At 41.2% G+C, this 17,572-nt stretch carries 13 protein-coding genes; 8 read left to right on the plus strand and 5 right to left on the minus strand.

The genetic code is table 11. The annotated features are described in order from the left end of the window. The first annotated feature begins 70 nt into the window (after window positions 1–70). From clpP to ACIF8R_RS09585, 3 genes are all read left to right on the plus strand, one after another. Window positions 71–676 carry an ATP-dependent Clp endopeptidase proteolytic subunit ClpP gene (gene clpP, locus ACIF8R_RS09575; protein WP_000289452.1) on the plus strand — a complete coding sequence of 202 codons (606 nt, stop codon included), beginning with the start codon at window positions 71–73 and terminating at the stop codon, window positions 674–676. Window positions 677–775: 99 nt separating this feature from the next. Further along, window positions 776–2,089 (plus strand): ATP-dependent Clp protease ATP-binding subunit ClpX, encoded by a 1,314-nt coding sequence (gene clpX, locus ACIF8R_RS09580; RefSeq protein ID WP_002053318.1) that lies wholly within the window; start codon window positions 776–778, stop codon window positions 2,087–2,089. A gap of 147 nt (window positions 2,090–2,236) precedes the next feature. Further along, entirely contained in the window at window positions 2,237–2,953 is a 717-nt protein-coding gene (locus tag ACIF8R_RS09585) for a DUF2846 domain-containing protein (protein WP_396480437.1), read from the plus strand. Window positions 2,954–2,977: 24 nt separating this feature from the next. Here ACIF8R_RS09585 and ACIF8R_RS09590 read toward each other — a convergent pair whose 3' ends face one another. The 4 genes from ACIF8R_RS09590 to ACIF8R_RS09605 all read right to left on the minus strand — a co-directional run bounded on the left by ACIF8R_RS09590 (window position 2,978) and on the right by ACIF8R_RS09605 (window position 8,817). Then, window positions 2,978–3,532 (minus strand): DUF2059 domain-containing protein, encoded by a 555-nt coding sequence (locus ACIF8R_RS09590; RefSeq protein ID WP_004710671.1) that lies wholly within the window; start codon window positions 3,530–3,532, stop codon window positions 2,978–2,980. Window positions 3,533–3,673: 141 nt separating this feature from the next. Next, a complete protein-coding gene (locus tag ACIF8R_RS09595) occupies window positions 3,674–5,200 on the minus strand; it encodes a fumarate hydratase (protein WP_151794251.1) in 1,527 nt (508 codons plus the stop codon). Window positions 5,201–5,426: 226 nt separating this feature from the next. After that, window positions 5,427–7,571, minus strand: coding sequence for a phosphate acetyltransferase (gene pta, locus ACIF8R_RS09600; protein WP_396480439.1), 2,145 nt, complete (start codon window positions 7,569–7,571; stop codon window positions 5,427–5,429). A 43-nt stretch (window positions 7,572–7,614) separates the two neighbouring features. Beyond that, window positions 7,615–8,817 carry an acetate/propionate family kinase gene (locus tag ACIF8R_RS09605; RefSeq protein WP_019458067.1) on the minus strand — a complete coding sequence of 401 codons (1,203 nt, stop codon included), beginning with the start codon at window positions 8,815–8,817 and terminating at the stop codon, window positions 7,615–7,617. Window positions 8,818–9,577: 760 nt separating this feature from the next. On the opposite strand from ACIF8R_RS09605, the gene edd reads away from it, so the two are divergent. From edd to ACIF8R_RS09630, 5 genes are all read left to right on the plus strand, one after another. Beyond that, on the plus strand, window positions 9,578–11,431 hold the full coding sequence (gene edd, locus ACIF8R_RS09610; protein ID WP_284118604.1) for a phosphogluconate dehydratase: 1,854 nt from the start codon (window positions 9,578–9,580) through the stop codon (window positions 11,429–11,431). Between the two features lie 20 nt (window positions 11,432–11,451). After that, the gene (gene eda / locus ACIF8R_RS09615) at window positions 11,452–12,081 is read left to right on the plus strand and encodes a bifunctional 4-hydroxy-2-oxoglutarate aldolase/2-dehydro-3-deoxy-phosphogluconate aldolase (RefSeq protein WP_077169059.1); all 630 of its coding nucleotides are present in this window, start codon (window positions 11,452–11,454) and stop codon (window positions 12,079–12,081) included. Between the two features lie 185 nt (window positions 12,082–12,266). Next, window positions 12,267–13,625, plus strand: coding sequence for a gluconate:H+ symporter (locus ACIF8R_RS09620; RefSeq protein WP_191028669.1), 1,359 nt, complete (start codon window positions 12,267–12,269; stop codon window positions 13,623–13,625). A 17-nt stretch (window positions 13,626–13,642) separates the two neighbouring features. Next, window positions 13,643–14,155 carry a gluconokinase gene (locus tag ACIF8R_RS09625; RefSeq protein WP_087606373.1) on the plus strand — a complete coding sequence of 171 codons (513 nt, stop codon included), beginning with the start codon at window positions 13,643–13,645 and terminating at the stop codon, window positions 14,153–14,155. A gap of 144 nt (window positions 14,156–14,299) precedes the next feature. Further along, entirely contained in the window at window positions 14,300–15,928 is a 1,629-nt protein-coding gene (locus ACIF8R_RS09630) for an NADP-dependent glyceraldehyde-3-phosphate dehydrogenase (RefSeq protein WP_396480441.1), read from the plus strand. Between the two features lie 115 nt (window positions 15,929–16,043). Here ACIF8R_RS09630 and ACIF8R_RS09635 read toward each other — a convergent pair whose 3' ends face one another. After that, window positions 16,044–17,309 carry a glutamate-5-semialdehyde dehydrogenase gene (locus ACIF8R_RS09635; RefSeq protein ID WP_039250396.1) on the minus strand — a complete coding sequence of 422 codons (1,266 nt, stop codon included), beginning with the start codon at window positions 17,307–17,309 and terminating at the stop codon, window positions 16,044–16,046. Between the last annotated feature and the right edge of the window lie 263 nt (window positions 17,310–17,572).

Below are 17,572 nucleotides of genomic sequence, written 5' to 3' on the forward strand. Positions count from 1 at the left end.
AATTTGAGAAATTATCCCGCATATTGTTGCCATAGGTTAAGTCACAAAAAAATTTAGGAATAAATAACGTATGTATGTTCCAACAATTGAAAATGCTTTAGTTCCTGTTGTGGTTGAACAATCTTCTCGCGGCGAACGTTCTTTTGATATTTATTCACGACTTTTACGTGAGCGCGTCATTTTTCTAACTGGTGAAGTTGAAGACAACATGGCAAATTTGATTGTTGCTCAAATGTTGTTCTTGGAAGCTGAAAACCCAGATAAAGATATCCATCTTTATATTAACTCGCCAGGTGGTTCAGTCACTGCTGGTATGGCGATTTATGACACGATGCAATTTATCAAACCTGATGTAGTGACATACTGTATGGGGCAGGCTGCATCTATGGGCGCATTCTTATTAAATGCTGGTGCTAAAGGTAAACGCTATTGCCTTGAAAATGCACGTGTAATGATTCACCAACCATTAGGTGGATTCCGTGGTCAGGCATCAGACATTGAAATTCACGCACGTGAAATTCTATTTATTAAAGAACGCTTGAATCGTTTGATGGCAGAACACAGTGGTCAAGACTATGACACGATTGCTCGTGATACCGACCGTGATAACTTTATGACTGCACAAGCAGCAAAAGAATATGGCTTAGTCGATCAGGTATTAAGTAAGCGCCCATAAGGGAGTATTAAATGGCTTGAGTTGTTAGAAAACGCCTCCATATAGTCATTTAACCCTATCGCTTGCCCTCATATTTAAGATTCTATTTGTGGAGAGAATATGTCCGAACATCCTCAAGGACAAAAACATTGTTCATTTTGCGGTAAAACGCAGTCTGAAGTCGGGAAACTGATTGCGGGCGAGGACGCATATATTTGTAATGAGTGTGTAGATGTCTGCTTAGACCTTGTACAAACCAGCCAACAGGTTGAAGCAGGTGACTGGGCGAGCAAGGCATTGCCAAAACCACATGAAATACGTGCTGCGCTTGATCAATATGTGATTGGTCAGGATCTTGCCAAAAAGACATTATCTGTTGCCGTTTATAACCATTATAAGCGTTTGAAAGTCGGGCAATCTGGTCATGTGTCTAAAGATGTGGAAATTGCTAAAAGTAACATTCTACTGATTGGACCTACCGGTTCAGGTAAAACATTACTTGCTCAAACATTGGCTCGTTTGTTAGATGTTCCGTTTGCTATGGCAGATGCGACTACTTTAACTGAAGCGGGTTATGTCGGCGAAGACGTTGAAAATATTGTACAAAAGCTTTTGCAAAAAGCGGATTACGATGTAGAGAAAGCTCAAAAGGGCATTATCTATATCGATGAAATCGACAAGATTACACGTAAATCTGAAAATCCGTCGATTACTCGTGACGTTTCTGGTGAAGGTGTACAACAAGCATTGCTTAAGATGATTGAAGGTACTGTAGCTTCAATTCCACCGCAAGGTGGACGTAAACATCCGCAGCAAGAGTTCATTCAAATTGATACCTCAAATATCTTATTTATTTGTGGTGGTGCATTTGCTGGACTGGAAAAAATTGTACAACAACGCCAAGAGAAAGGCGGGATTGGCTTTACAGCTGACGTGAAGAAAAAAGATGAAAGCAAGAAAATTGCTGAATTGTTCCGTCAAGTTGAGCCAACTGACTTAGTAAAATTTGGTTTAATTCCAGAATTTATTGGTCGTTTACCAGTCATTGCAACGCTAGAAGAGCTTGATGAAGAAGCATTAATGCAAATTTTGACAGAACCAAAAAATGCATTAACACGCCAATATCAATACTTGTTCAACATGGAAAATGTTGACCTTGTATTTGAAGACTCTGCTTTACGTGCGGTTGCTAAGCGAGCGCTTGAGCGTAATACTGGAGCTCGTGGTCTACGTTCGATTTTGGAAAATGTTTTACTTGAAACAATGTATGACTTACCAAGTCGTACAGATGTAGGAACAGTTTTCATTAATGAAGCAGTCATTAATGGTGAAGCTGAACCTGTTTACAAGCCAGAACGCCAGCCTAAAGAAACAGCAACTCATGAAAGTGTTGCTAAGGCAGATTTAAAAGTAATTGATTCGAAGTCTGCTTAGATTTCATTCATCTAAAAAGCATGAATCGCGCTTGTGATTCATGCTTTTTTTGTTTTCAATTCATGTAGGTGGTGTTAATCTAAAAAAACAAAATACGCATAGTTTTGCGATATAGAAAAATCAAAAGAAAACGCTTTGAGGGATGTCATGCGTTATTTAATTATTTCATTAAGTTGTACCGCATTACTTGTGGGTTGCCAAAGTTCATCACACTTAGCAAAGAATCCAGCTGAGCTGACTGCAACGTTACCTAAAGTTGATGTTGATAAAGCACCTGGTGTATTTGATCAATATCATGTTGGTGGCTTTAGTATGGGTGGTTGGGTCAACCAAAAACTAGGTCAGACATTTGTACCGATTAAACCGCAAAATGAACATGCAGCAGTAGTCTATCTCTATCGGCCAGATACCAAATGGAACCGTCAGGAAATTGCAGCAATCAATTTGTTTGTAAATGGCAAACGAATTCCAAGCTTATTGCATAACCATTATTACTGGATTGAACTGCCAGCAGGAAGTTATCGTATTTCTGCAAGTCGGCCTCTATTAGGTATTCATTTCCAAGAGCCAAAATATATTGATATTACGGTCGATGCTGGAACGTCTTATTATTTAAAATACGATGAAGAAAATAAAATGGACCGTGGTGAACACACTGGCCCATTTATGTTAATGCAAGACAATATTGGACGTAGAGAGATTGCTTTTACTGAGCTTAAATCTTCTAGCTACAATTTTGTTGCTGAAGATACTTCAGGAAAAATACGTCATAAACCGCAAGAGCTAAAACCAGCTAAATATGATGAGAAGTCAGATGTCCATCTGATTAAACCATTTAAGTTATGGAACCCTTTAACGTGGTAATGGCCTACAAAGGATAAAGAAAAGTTAAGACTTTTCTTTATCCTTCATCAATGGCGCAATAATTTTAAGCATCTCTTCTTGCATGTGATCACGTGCTTTAGGGTCATTAAAGGTTTGTTGACCCAGCTCCATCATATATTCTGAAATTTGTCCCATAATCTGTACGTTTTTACGCGTAATCGATTGGCCTTCTGGAGTTTTTAAAAATTTCAGATTTGCCTGAACTTCTTCTTCAGTATATGTCTTTAAATAAATATCTTGTAAGGCTTGTGTAGTTTTGGGGCTACTAATGAGCTGGTTACTCGAATCTTTTAAAAGTAAACCTAACTTTTTCGCTGCCTCTTTTTCTTTCGGGCCTAAAGTTTTGATGCCCGTAATATTAGTGATGATCTGTTCAGCTTGTTGATCATAATAAGGTGTTAATTCATTAATTGATTCTTTAAGCAAATAATCAATTTGACTCATTTGCATGAGTTCTTTTACTGAACTTAATTTGGCAGGAGAAGCAAATAAGCTTGTTGTAATACAGCTTAGGCAGAGACTGATTGAGAGATTTTTAAGAATAGGGCGGATAGTCATGAAATGACCTATATGCAATTTATGGCGGGTGGGTGTATTTATTAATAGCACAGATTGGTGAATCAATTGTTACAATTCTTTTCAATTTCCAAAAAATATTAAAAGGCATAAAAAAAGCACCGAATCCGGTGCTTTTCTTGATTAGCCTGCTGCGGCATCAATTACTGGAATTTTTCCAATTTTCGCTTGCCAGATTTTTGGAGCCACTGCGTGAATTGATGTACCGTTTACATCAACCGCTACAGATACAGGCATATCTTCAACTACAAATTTGTAGATTGCTTCCATACCTAAGTCTGCAAAAGCAACAACTTCAGCTTCACGAACAGCTTTAGATACAAGGTAAGCTGCACCGCCAACTGCCATAAGGTAAGTTGCTTTGTTGTCTTTGATTGCTTCAATTGCTGTTGGACCACGGTCAGCTTTACCAATCATACCGAATAGACCAGTATGCTCGAGTACTTTACGTGTGAATTTGTCCATACGTGTTGCAGTTGTAGGGCCAGCAGGACCAACGACTTCATCACCCACTGGATCAACAGGGCCAACGTAGTAAATAAATTTACCTTTAAGATCAACTGGTAATTCTTCACCATTGTCGATCATTTCAACCATACGTTTGTGTGCAGCATCACGACCTGTGTACATTGTTCCGCTAAGAAGTAATGTATCGCCTGGTTTCCAAGAATCCATTTCTTCTTGAGTAATGGTATCAAGGTTTACACGTTTAGACTGTGAAGAGTCCCAAGTTACTGATGGGTAGTCTTCAAGTTTTGGTGCTTGAATATGAGCTACGCCTGAACCATCAAGCTGGAAGTGAGCATGGCGAGTCGCAGCACAGTTAGGAATCATACCAACTGGTTTACCAGCAGCATGACATGGGTAATCTTTGATTTTAATATCAAGAACAGTCGTTAAACCACCAAGACCTTGTGCACCAATACCAAGAGCATTTACTTTCTCAAAGATTTCGATACGAAGTTCTTCGATTTTGTTTTCTGGTCCACGGCGAAGTAATTCGTCCATGTTGATTTCTTCCATGAGTGCTTCTTTAGCAAGCATCATGGCTTTTTCAGCAGTACCACCAATACCAATACCGAGCATGCCTGGAGGACACCAGCCTGCACCCATAGTTGGAACAGTTTTAAGTACCCAGTCAACAATCGAGTCAGATGGGTTAAGCATTGCAAGCTTAGATTTGTTTTCTGAACCGCCACCTTTAGCAGCAACAGTAATATCTACTTTGTTACCCGGTACGAGTTTGTAGTGAATAACAGCAGGGGTGTTGTCTTTTGTATTTTTACGACCAAATGCAGGGTCAGCAAGTACAGATGCACGAAGAACGTTGCTGTTTTCAAGGTAACCTTGGCGAACACCTTCATTTACTGCATCGTCTAAGCTCATTGTTAAATCGAATTTAACATCTAAGCCCACTTCAAGGAAAACGTTAACAATACCAGTATCTTGGCAAATTGGACGATGACCTTCCGCACACATGCGAGAGTTAATTAAAATCTGTGCAATTGCATCCTTTGCAGCTTTGTTTTCTTCGCGATCATAAGCACGGCTCATCGCTTGGATAAAGTCTTGCGGGTGATAGTACGAAATAAACTGTAGGGCGTCCTTGATTGATGTAATCAAGTCATCTTGTTTGATAATCGTTGTCATACCAAAAAATCTCTTGAGCGGGCTGTTAGCTAGCGGGCTAAATTATATGACAAAAAGACAATCTTGTGGGGGATTGGTTGATCTTTTGACCGAAAGTCGAATAAGACCAATGCTAAGTGATTTAAAACTAAGAATAACCAACAGCTAAGGCAGTTATTTGAGAATAAAAAAAGCCATTTGAGCGGACATCAAATGGCGAGAGGTAGAAAAGATTAAATGATATTAATTATTTGGCAGCAGCTTGTTGTTCAGCCTGAATTGCTGTTAAGGCAATAGTAAAGACGATGTCATCTACTAAAGCACCACGAGACAAGTCATTGACTGGTTTGTTGAGGCCTTGCAACATTGGTCCAACGCTGACTACATTTGCTGCACGTTGTACTGCCTTATAGGTCGTGTTACCTGTATTTAAGTCTGGGAAAATAAATACATTGGCACGACCAGCAACACGTGAGTCTGGTGCCTTTTGGCGTCCGACACTTTCAACAGAAGCTGCATCGTATTGGAGTGGACCATCAATCAGTAAATCAGGGCGACGTTGCTGTGCAATTTGAGTTGCTTGCTGTACTTTTTCAACATCAGCACCAGTGCCAGATGTACCAGTTGAATAGCTGATCATGGCAATACGTGGGTCAATTCCAAACGCTTTTGCAGAGTCAGCAGACTGAATCGCGATTTCAGCAAGCTGGTCGGCTGTAGGGTCTGGGTTAATTGCACAGTCACCGTAAACATAAACTTCATCTGGTAAAAGCATAAAAAATATGGATGAAACCAGTGAGTAAGACGGTGCGGTTTTAATAAGCTGAAAAGCAGGGCGCACGGTGTTCGCTGTAGTGTGAACTGCACCAGAAACCAAACCATCTACATGATCTAGCGCCAGCATCATGGTGCCGAGAACTACGGTGTCTTGTAATTGATCTTTGGCTTGTAACTCGTTGAGTTTACCCTTACGAAGCTCAACCATTGGTGAAACATATTGGTTGCGAATGCTGTCCGGATCAATAATTTCTAAGTCAGCTGGTAGTTCAATACCGCGTGCTTTTGCAACGTCTTGAACTGCATCTGGTTTTGCTAGCAAAATACAATGTGCAATACCACGCGCCTGACAAATAGCAGCTGCTTCAATAGTACGTGGCTCATCGCCTTCTGGAAGCACAATTCGTTTTTTAGCTGCAATTGATTTTTGCACTAACTCATGACGGAATGCAGAAGGAGAAAGGCGTGGAGTTGCACCGTTATTACTGTGCTGTTTAAGCCATTCGACATCGATATGACTTGAAACAAAACGAGTCACTTGCTCGGCACGTTCGGTGTCATCGATTGGAATTTCATTACCAAAATCAGATAAGCGCTGTGCTGTTTCCAGTGTGTTTAAACGGGTATGTAAAATTGGTAAGCCTTGTTTGATGGCGCTTTGGCAAAACTCTAAAAGCTCAGGAGCAGGGGCTTCACGTTCAGTTAGTACTAAGCCTGCCAGTGGAATACCATTACTAGTTGCCAAACTACCAGCAAGTAAAACGTCGGTACGTTCAGATGCACTAATAATCAGCTCGCCAGCAATGAATTTATTTAGTTCATATTCAATACTTGAAGCAATCAAACTTGAGTGCAAAATACGACGTGTTTTTGCTTCGCCTTGATGTACCCACTGACCGTCAATCACGTTCGCAATGTCTAAAGTTCTAGGTACACTTAAGGTATTACTAAATGGCACTAAACCAATAATGGGTAAATCGTTCGATCCAAAGTAGCGATTATATTTTTGCAGCTCTGTCGTAAATTTTGCGATGTCTTCAGTCGGTCGTAACGATGGATCAAACGCAACAGGAATCTGAGCTGTTTCCTCAGATAACCCGCGTGTACGCATAAAGAGTACACCTGCTGTTCGGTTTGAAGTTGCACCGCCAAACTGACGCAAGTGAGCTTCAACTTTCTCGGCTGTTTTACGTGGGTTTTGAATGTCAGCAGTGCTCACTAAAACCACTTCTGCATCGAGGGCTTGAGCAAGACTTGCATTAAGCTCACTGGCAAAATGATCTTGCCCATTTGGCAATAAACCTTCAACAATAATGACATTATTGTCGGCTGCAATACTGCGATGAAGACTTACTGCTTCTTCAAGTAGTTCATCAACTTCACCTGACGCAATGCGTTGGGTTAACTTTTCATGAGAAATGGATTGAACAGTTTTACCTTGAAATAAATGACCAAATAAAGATGTAGTTCGGTCTAAATTTTCTTGATCTACCTGAGAAAATGGTTTTAAAAAGCCTGCTTTAATCCCATTACAATCAAGTGCATAAATCATACCTAAGCAGGCAGAGGTTAAACCAACCCCTTCACCTGTAGGAATTAATAAAATTGTATTCATATAAACCTATAAATAAATGAATAACGTTCTTTGACTTCTGTAATTAAGCAAGGCTAACTTCAGGAGATGTATTTTGTGAAACGTCTACAACCTGACGAGTTTCTTTGGCAATACGGCCTTCTTCATCGGTTGGAATAACCCAAATTTGTGGGCCTGTACCACTATCGATACGGCCTTCTGTGCCACGTTTTAAATTGTTGTTCTGGTCTTTATCGAGCTGTAAACCAAAGTGAGGTAAATAAGCTAAAGTTTTTTCACGAATATAAGCTGAGTTCTCACCAATACCACCTGTGAAGATCAGGCCATCAATGCTTGGTAAACCACAGCTTAGTGCAGCAAGTGATTTTGCAAGGCGGTAGCTAAATACTTCAATTGCAAGACGCGCATCTTCGTTGCCATTTTCAGAGGCTTCAATCACTGTACGCATATCGTTAGAGAGTTGTGATAAGCCGAGTAAGCCACTTTCGTTATTCAAAACTTTATCGATTTTCGCCAAGTCCCAACCAAGATTTTTTGCAAGGAAACTGTGTAAGCTTGGGTCGACATCCCCACTACGGGTTCCCATCACAACGCCTTCAAGCGGAGTAAGCCCCATAGAAGTATCAACACTTTGTCCATTCCATACGGCACATGTCGAACTACCATTGCCCAAGTGCGCTGTTAACCAACCACCTTTTTGGAAATTACCAGCCAGTTCACTGCCTCGGTCAGACACATAAGCATGACTTGTGCCGTGGAAGCCATAGCGGCGAACGTTATGATCTGTATATAAAAATTTAGGGATTGCATAACGGTATGCATGCGCAGGCATGGTTTGATGGAATGCAGTGTCAAATACGGCAACTTGAGGTAATTCAGGAAATAGGCGCATCGTTGCTTCAATCCCGATTAAGTGGGCTGGGTTATGAAGCGGTGCAAGAGGAGTAGCTGCACGAATACGTTCTATAATTTCAGGAGTAAGTAATTCAGCTTTGGTGAGGCTTCCACCATGTACGACACGGTGACCGATTGCTTGAGGTTTATAGTTTGCAAGACGTGCAAGTAAAGTTTCTAAAGCTTTGGCGTGGTCAGCATAGGGAATTGAAAGCTCTAGTGGTTCTCCACCGACTGTAATTCCTTTAATACGAGCATCAGCCGCCCCTAAGTTTTCTGCTAAACCATAAATACGATCTTCACGACGGTCTGAAACCAGCGCGTATTTAATAGATGAAGAACCGCAATTAATAACTAATACTGATGTAGCCACGTTGAAATACCCAAGTCCTGATTTAAAAATAGTTTTCCTAACTTCCTGATCAAAAGGCATTAATTGCAACATGCATTAAGAGCAGGTTGTGATGTTTTAACATGTGTTGTTTTTCTGTCCAAGATAGACTTTAGCCCATTAGACTTAAGCACTATCGACCATCAAATTTTTTATAACTAATATCTGTTCAGTATAAAGCTTAACCACTGTATTTATTGTTTTTTTGTAGAAGAATTAAACAGTTTTTTGTATGTATTTATGAAAAGTAAATTTTGAATTAAAGTAATTTTCAACTATTTGGTATAAGTTTTTTAAGAAAAAAGAAGTGCTGTCATTTTAATCAAACTAGAGGGGAGTATTACAAATAATATACGTAATTGAAATTAAGTTTTAATAGTTTATATATAGGATAAAAAGGATAAATTATAAACATTTTTAATATCAAACTAAGTATAAAAAAGTCAGTGCTCACCCATTTATAAAGATATTTTATTGCTTTGATATTATGAGAAATTTCTCATAGTTATTAATGTTTAATTTACCCGTAAATATAGTCAAAAATAAAATCATTTCCTTGTTTAAAACTTAAACATTATTTGTCTTTAATGCTAAGGCCTAGAGTATTGCTCGGAGTTATAAGGGCTTGCATGTCGCTTTTTGCCTTAATAATATTATTCATCCCTCTGCCAAATGATCGTTAAATATATCATTTGGTCTATTTTGTTTTTCCGGCTTATCCGGTTGTACAGGAGCGTCCAGCATGGACTTGCCGAACCCAATATTGGCAAAAGTTACCGAGCGTGTAATCGCGCGTAGCCAAAAAACTCGTTCTGCATATTTACAACGCATTGAACATGCCCAAGGTAAATTTCCTGCTCGTGGAGCACTCTCATGTGCCAATCTCGCGCATGGTTTTGCCAGCATGGAAGATAATGAAAAATTAATTATTAAAGTTGGCCGTGAACCAAATATTGGGATTGTGTCTTCATATAATGAAATGCTTTCAGCACATGCCCCTTATAAAACCTTCCCAGACATTATAAAAACAGCTGCCCGCGAAAATGGTGGTGTTGCTCAGTTTGCAGGTGGTGTGCCGGCAATGTGTGATGGCATTACCCAAGGTAATGCCGGTATGGAATTGTCATTGTTTTCACGTGAAACAATTGCGATGAGTACAGCAATTGCACTTTCTCATAATATGTTCGATGCCGCATTGTGTCTCGGCGTATGCGATAAGATTGTGCCGGGCTTACTGATTGGTGCCTTACAGTTTGGTTATCTACCGACTATTTTTGTGCCTGCGGGTCCAATGAGTAGTGGTTTATCGAATGATGATAAAGCTAAAATTCGTCAACAATTCGCGACTGGTCAAGTGGGCCGAGATGCCTTACTTGAAGCTGAGTCAGCTGCCTATCATGGTCAGGGCACATGTACCTTCTACGGTACTGCCAACAGTAACCAAATGTTGATGGAAGTGATGGGTTTACATTTGCCAAGTGCTGCATTTGTTCATCCTCACACACCACTACGTGACGCTCTTACTGCCGAAGCTGCTAAACGTGTGCTTGACCTAACTGCTGAGCGAGGCAACTACACACCGATTGGTCATGTTGTCGATGAAAAAGCAATTATAAATGGCATTGTGGCATTACTGGCTACAGGCGGTTCAACCAACCATACGTTACATCTGATTGCGATTGCACGCGCGGCTGGTATCTTAATTGACTGGGATGACTTTGATGAGTTGTCTGCTGTTGTTCCATTGCTCGCAAAAATCTATCCAAATGGTAAGGCTGATGTAAACCATTTCCAAGCAGCGGGTGGGGTTGCTTTCCTAATTCGTAACTTACTTGAGGCAGGGTTACTCCATAACGATGTAACGACAGTCGCTGGTAAAGGTTTACAGCACTACACCAAAGAACCGAAATTGATTGACGGTAAGCTCACTTGGGTTGACGGTGTGGTTCAAAGCCTTGATGACAAAGTACTCCGTAGCATTGATGCGCCGTTTCAGCCAGATGGTGGTTTGCGCTTAATGCAAGGTCGCCTTGGTCGTGGTGTTATCAAGATTTCTGCGGTTGCGCCAGAGCACCGTAAAGTTAGAGCTCCAGCAATTGTGTTTGATTCTCAAGAAGCGGTACAAGCAGCGTTTGACCGTGGCGAATTACACCGAGACTTTATTGCGGTTGTTCGTTTCCAAGGTGCTCGTGCGAATGGTATGCCTGAGTTACATCGTTTGACGCCTGTGTTGGGTGTTTTACAAGACCAAGGTTTCCACGTTGCTTTAGTCACTGACGGTCGTATGTCTGGCGCTTCAGGTAAAGTACCAGCAGTCATTCACTTGTCTCCAGAGGCTTTACTCAACGGTCCGATTGCTAAAGTCCAAACCGGAGATATGTTGGTTATTGATGCTGAAGCTGGTGTACTCGATATTGAGTTAGATGAACAAACTTGGCAGTCACGCCCTGTTGCACAACCAGAACATCAGGCAGAAAACGAAGTCGGTTTCGGCCGTGAATTATTTGGTGTATTCCGTGCAGCAGCAGCGCCTGCTGAACATGGTGCATCTGTGTTTGGTTCACTTGTTGGTGAAGAGCCACAAGCGCATATTTGAGACAAAGGAATTACAAAGTAATGAGCAAGATTGAAGATGTGGTCAAATTAGGCCCAGTAATTCCCGTGTTGGCTTTTGACTCTGCCGAACAAGGTGAACATGTATCACGTGCGTTGCATGCTGGTGGTGTAAAAGTACTGGAAATTACTTTACGTACCGCTGCTGGTTTGGCTGCTATTGAGCGTGCAAGCCAGTTGGCAGATGACATTGTGGTGGGGGTGGGAACAATTACCAAGCCTGAGCATTGCGCCCAAGCTAAAAAAGCAGGCGCTAAGTTTGGTGTATCTCCTGGTTTAACCAAAGACTTACATTTGGCTGCGCAAGATGCTGGCTTACCTTTGTTACCAGGAGTCATGACACCAAGTGATCTGATTCAGGCGATTGAGTTGGGTTATGACATTGTGAAGTTTTTCCCAGCTCAGCAAGCAGGTGGGGTCGAGATGCTCAAAGCATTTTATGGTCCATTTCCAAACTTGCGTTTTTGCCCGACCGGTGGAATTACAGCAGAGTCAGCACCAGATTTCTTGAAGCAACCTAACGTAGTTTGTGTGGGTGGTTCATGGTTGACGCCTAAAGCTGCTGTTGCTGAACAAGACTGGGCTGAAATCACGCGTTTAGCTCAAATTGCGAGTCAGTTGAGAGCATTGTAAATGTAGTCAATATTTATAAAAAATGAAGTGCATTCTATGTGCTTTAAAGGCTGTATTGATGTGACCAGTTTGTGCTGGTCACACCTAAATATAAAAAATTAATGTCTTAACAGTAGGAATTACTGTGGTTGAAGACCTTTGTTTAGGCAGTGTGCCTAAATAATAATTCCAAGGAGAAGTGTCCCATGGAGACGGTTCAGGGTGGCATGTTGCTGATCTACACTGTAATCGCGATTATTGCATTGGTTGTTATGATCGCGAAGTTCAGAATTTATCCCTTTTTAGTTCTTATCATTGTTTCACTCGGTTTAGCTTTAGCTGTTGGCATGCCAATGGGCGATATTGTTAAGTCATATGAAGCTGGTACTGGTAAAACCTTGGGCCACCTTGCGATTGTAATCGCACTCGGAACGATGCTCGGCAAAATGATGGCCGAGTCGGGTGGTGCTGAACGAATAGCAATTACTTTAATTAAATGGTTTGGTGAGAAAAATATTCACTGGGCCATGATGTTTATTGCCCTTATTGTTGGTCTTCCCGTATTTTTCGAAGTCGGTTTCGTTCTACTCATTCCAATCGCATTTAACATTGCTAAACGGACAGGCAAGTCCTTACTGGTTGTTGGCTTGCCGATGGTGGCTGGTTTGTCGGTCGTACATGGTTTAATTCCGCCACATCCAGCAGCTTTGCTGGCAGTGCAGGCATATCATGCTGATATTGGTAAAACGATTGCTTACAGTTTAATCGTGGGTGTTCCAACAGCTATTGTGGCTGGGCCTTTGTACGCACTCTGGATTAATAAATACGTCAAATTGCCCGAAAATAACCCTTTAGCAAAGCAGTTTGTTGATGCGGATACGACTAAGACTCGTGAGCTACCAAGCTTTGGGATTACCTTATTTACGATTATGTTGCCTGTTGTACTCATGTTAATCGGAAGTTGGGCTGATCTATTCTTTGCACCAAAAACTTTCGCAAATGATGTACTACGTTTCATTGGTACTTCTGATATCGCATTGCTTATTGCTGTACTGGTCAGCTTTGTTACCTTTGGTACGATGCAGGGCTTTAACCGTGAACAAATTGAAAAATTCTGTGGCGGGTGTTTAGCTTCTATTGCCGGGATTATGTTGATTGTAGGTGCAGGTGGCGGTTTTGGTGGCATTTTGCGTGACACCGGTATTTCTGATGAGATTGTATCTACAGCTTTGAAGGCAAATTTATCGCCGTTATTGTTAGGCTGGTTTGTCGCAGCATTGATTCGTTTGGCTACAGGTTCTGCAACGGTTGCGATGGCTACCGCTTGTAGCATTGTTGCTCCAATTGCAGCTACGGCTGGCGTTGCTGTTAGGCCGGAACTTTTAGTCCTTGCGACGGGTTCGGGTTCATTAGTGTTCTCACATGTAAATGACGCAGGATTTTGGCTAATCAAAGAATATTTTGGTATGACAGTAGGGCAGACACTCAAAACTTGGTCGGTATTAGAAACGATCATTTCGGTGTTGGGTTTATCTTTCACGCTACTGCTTAGCACTATTTTATAATTAAAGGTGAGTAATCCATGATTGTGATTGCAATGGGTGTCTGTGGAACAGGTAAAACCCTAATCGGTGAGTTGTTATCAGAGCGTTTGGCTTGTGAGTTCCTCGATGGCGATACGCTTCATTCGGCTGCAAATAAAAGCAAGATGAGCCAAGGTATTCCTTTAACTGATGAAGACCGTTTGCCGTGGTTACAAGCCATTCGTCAGGCGATTGAAACAAAACAAAGAGATGGTGAAACAGCTGTATTTACATGCTCATCTTTAAAGCGGATGTATCGCGATATTTTAAGAGGGCAGGACCAGAATATTAAGTTTGTATACTTAAAAGGTTCTTATGAGCTGTTGCAGCAACGTCTTGCTGAGCGAGCAGGCCATTTCTTTGACCCATCATTGCTACAAACTCAGCTAGATACATTAGAGGAACCTGATGTGAATGAAGCAATTGCTATTGATATTGCGCTCACACCAGAACAGATCATTGAACAAGTCATCCAGAAGCTAGGGGTGACTGATAGTGTGTGTCGAGGATAACCTCATTTAAAACTCACATCTTGATGGCTCTATAGCCTGAGGCCCAAGCAAGGTGAATACCGGTAACAGTACTGGTATTCACACAAACTAGACCTGTTCATAACAGGCTAGGTTTAAATTTATAAATAATTGGAGATAAGAATAATGAGCCATTCAAATAATTTACAACATAAATTTCCCCCAGTAGATAGTATTCCTGACAGCGTACGTCTGCCATCTCAGATTCATCAGCGTATCTCGTTAGTGGATGGTGAGTTGAAGTTATGGGCTGGTTCAACCAAGAAGACATTCTCTCCAATCTGGATTCAGCAACCTGACGGTAGCTTGCAGCAAGTTGAGCTTGGTAGTTATCCAGTCATGGGTGAGAAAGAAAGTGACGAAGCGTTAGAAGCTGCAGTACGTGCCTACAATAATGGTCGTGGTGAATGGCCAATGATGAAAGTTGGTGAGCGCATTGCTTGTATGCAGAATTTTATTCAGCGTATGGTGGAACAGCGAGAGCTCATTGTTAAACTGATCATGTGGGAAATTGGTAAGAGCTTGGCGGACTCAGAAAAAGAGTTCGACCGTACTGTCACCTATATGCGTCAAACGATTGATGCCCTGAAAGATCTGGATAATGCCAACTCCCGCTTTGTGATTGCTGAAGGTACGATTGGTCAAATCCGTCGTACTCCATTAGGGGTCGTGTTGTGTATGGGACCGTACAACTACCCGCTGAACGAAACCTTTGCTACCTTGATTCCGGCCATGCTGATGGGTAATACCATCATTTTTAAACCACCTCAATTTGGTACCTTATTGTTTGAACCATTGTTGGAAGCATTCCGTGATTCATTTCCAAAAGGTGTGATCAATACCATTTATGCACCAGGTTCATTGGTGGTGCCGCATCTGTTGGCATCTGGAAAAATTAATGTATTGGCACTGATTGGTTCTAGTAAAGTGGCCGATCACTTGAAAAAACAACATCCTAAATCTCACCGTCTGCGTGCGATTCTGGGACTGGATGCAAAGAACGCAGCCATTATTCTGCCAGATGCTGATTTGGATTTGACAGTGAAAGAGTGCCTGTTGGGGGCATTGTCTTTTAATGGTCAGCGTTGTACTGCGCTCAAAATGTTGATGGTACATCGGTCAATAGCTGACGAATTTGTTAAGCGCTTAACGGCTGAACTGGCTAAACTAAAAGTGGGTATGCCATGGGAAAAAGGTGTATTTATTACTCCATTGCCAGGTATGCACCGTACGACCTATATGACTGAAGTCATTGAAGATGCCGTGGCTAAAGGAGCTAAAGTCGTTAATCCGGAAGGTGGCGAATTCTGCAAAACCATGTTTTATCCAGCCGTAGTTTATCCAGTGACAGAGGGTATGAGACTGTATCGCGAAGAACAGTTTGGTCCAGTGGTGCCTGTCTCTGTTTATGATGACATTGAAACTGTGCTGGAATATGTTACGACTTCGGATCATGGTCAGCAGGTGAGTATTTTTGGTAGCGACCCCGAGCAAATTGGTCATTTAGTCGATACACTTGTACATCAAGTTTGTCGTGTAAATATCAACTGTCAGTGTCAACGTGGTCCAGATGTATTCCCATTTGGTGGTCGTAAAGATTCTGCCGAAGGTACACTGTCTGTGCATGATGCGTTACGTGCATTTTCTATCCGCGCTATGATTGCTGCTAAACAGACCGATGATAGCAAAGGCATGCTGGCCTCTATGGTGTCTGAGCACTATTCTAAATTTGTGAATACCGACTTTATTTTCTAATGAACATATGATTAACAAACCAGCCTTTTGGCTGGTTTTTTTAGTTGCTAATAATTTGAATAATAAAAAAACGCCTGATATTGATCAGGCGTTTTTATTTGCAAGAATGGCTTGATTATTGACGAATTTGACCGTCACCTAACACAATCCATTTTTGAGAAGTTAAGCCTTCTAAACCAACTGGACCACGTGCATGAATTTTATCTGTTGAGATACCAATTTCAGCACCTAAACCATATTCAAAGCCATCGGCGAAACGAGTTGAAGCGTTAATCACGACTGAACTTGAGTCTACACGAGCCAAGAACTGACGAGCCAACGTGTAGTTTTCAGTTACGATAGCATCGGTGTGATGTGAACCATATTTGTTGATATGGTCAATTGCTTCATCAATACCACTCACTACTTTAACTGCAAGAATTGGCCCCAAATATTCGGTATACCAATCTTCTTCTGTTGCTGGTTTTACAGAAGCACCCAAAATACGGCGTGTTTCTGGACAGCCGCGAAGCTCAACTTGTTTTTCAGCATATAGTTCAGCAATGCGTGGTAAGAAAACATCTGCAATTTTTTCATCAACGAGCAGAGTTTCCATCGCATTACAAACGCCATAACGATGTGTTTTTGCATTTAATGTAATTGGTAAAGCTTTTTGCAAATCTGCTTGTGCTTCAACAAATACATGGCAGTTACCATCAAGATGCTTAATCACAGGAATACGAGCTTCGTTGGTTACACGCTCAATTAGGCTTTTGCCGCCACGTGGAACAATTACATCTACATATTCAGCCATGGTAATGAGGTGACCAACCGCTGCACGATCAGAAGTTTCAATGACTTGTACTGAATGCTCAGGTAAACCAGCAACTTTTAAACCATGTTTAATCGCTTCTGCGATTGCTTTGTTTGACTCAAGTGCTTCTGAACCACCACGTAAAATAATGGCATTGCCCGATTTAATTGCTAAAGATGCAGCTTCAAGTGTTACGTTTGGACGTGATTCGTAAATCATACCAACGACACCCAAAGGCACACGCATTTTTCCAATTTGAATACCTGTGGGGCGATATGCAAGATCCGTAATTTCCCCAATTGGATCGACAAGCGCGATCACATCTTTTAAACCTTGCAACATCCCTTTAAAGCGTGCGGGTGTAAGCTCAAGACGATCAAGTAAGGCGCTATCAAGCTTGTTGTTACGGCCTTTTTCCATGTCGAGTTGATTCGCCGCCAAGATTGCTGCCTGATTATTTTCTAAAGCAGTATAAATAGCAGAGAGTGCATGATTTTTAAGCGAAGTTGAAGCACTTGTTAAAACGCGTGAAGCCTCACGTGCTTGTTGCCCAACTTTTTGCATGTATTGTTCAATTGAATCTTGCATAGCAGTTTTTAATCATTTACCAATGACTACGATAGTAGCAGTCAAATGCGGAACAATGAATGGCTTTTTTTCAAAAATGTGACCGCTATAAAAAAACATTTAAATATTTTGAAAACTATTAGCGGCTTAAACAAGATGAGCGGTCATTTCAGCGATTGCGTATATTTCAGACAATTGTTTAGAATGGACTGGTGCAATACAAACTAATACAAATTTTAAAGATTTGTGCATAAAAGATTACATGTTCAAGAAGGAACTCTTGC

Source organism: Acinetobacter sp. ABJ_C4_1 (genome assembly GCF_044538495.1).
Taxonomy (GTDB): Bacteria; Pseudomonadota; Gammaproteobacteria; order Pseudomonadales; family Moraxellaceae; genus Acinetobacter; species Acinetobacter nosocomialis_A.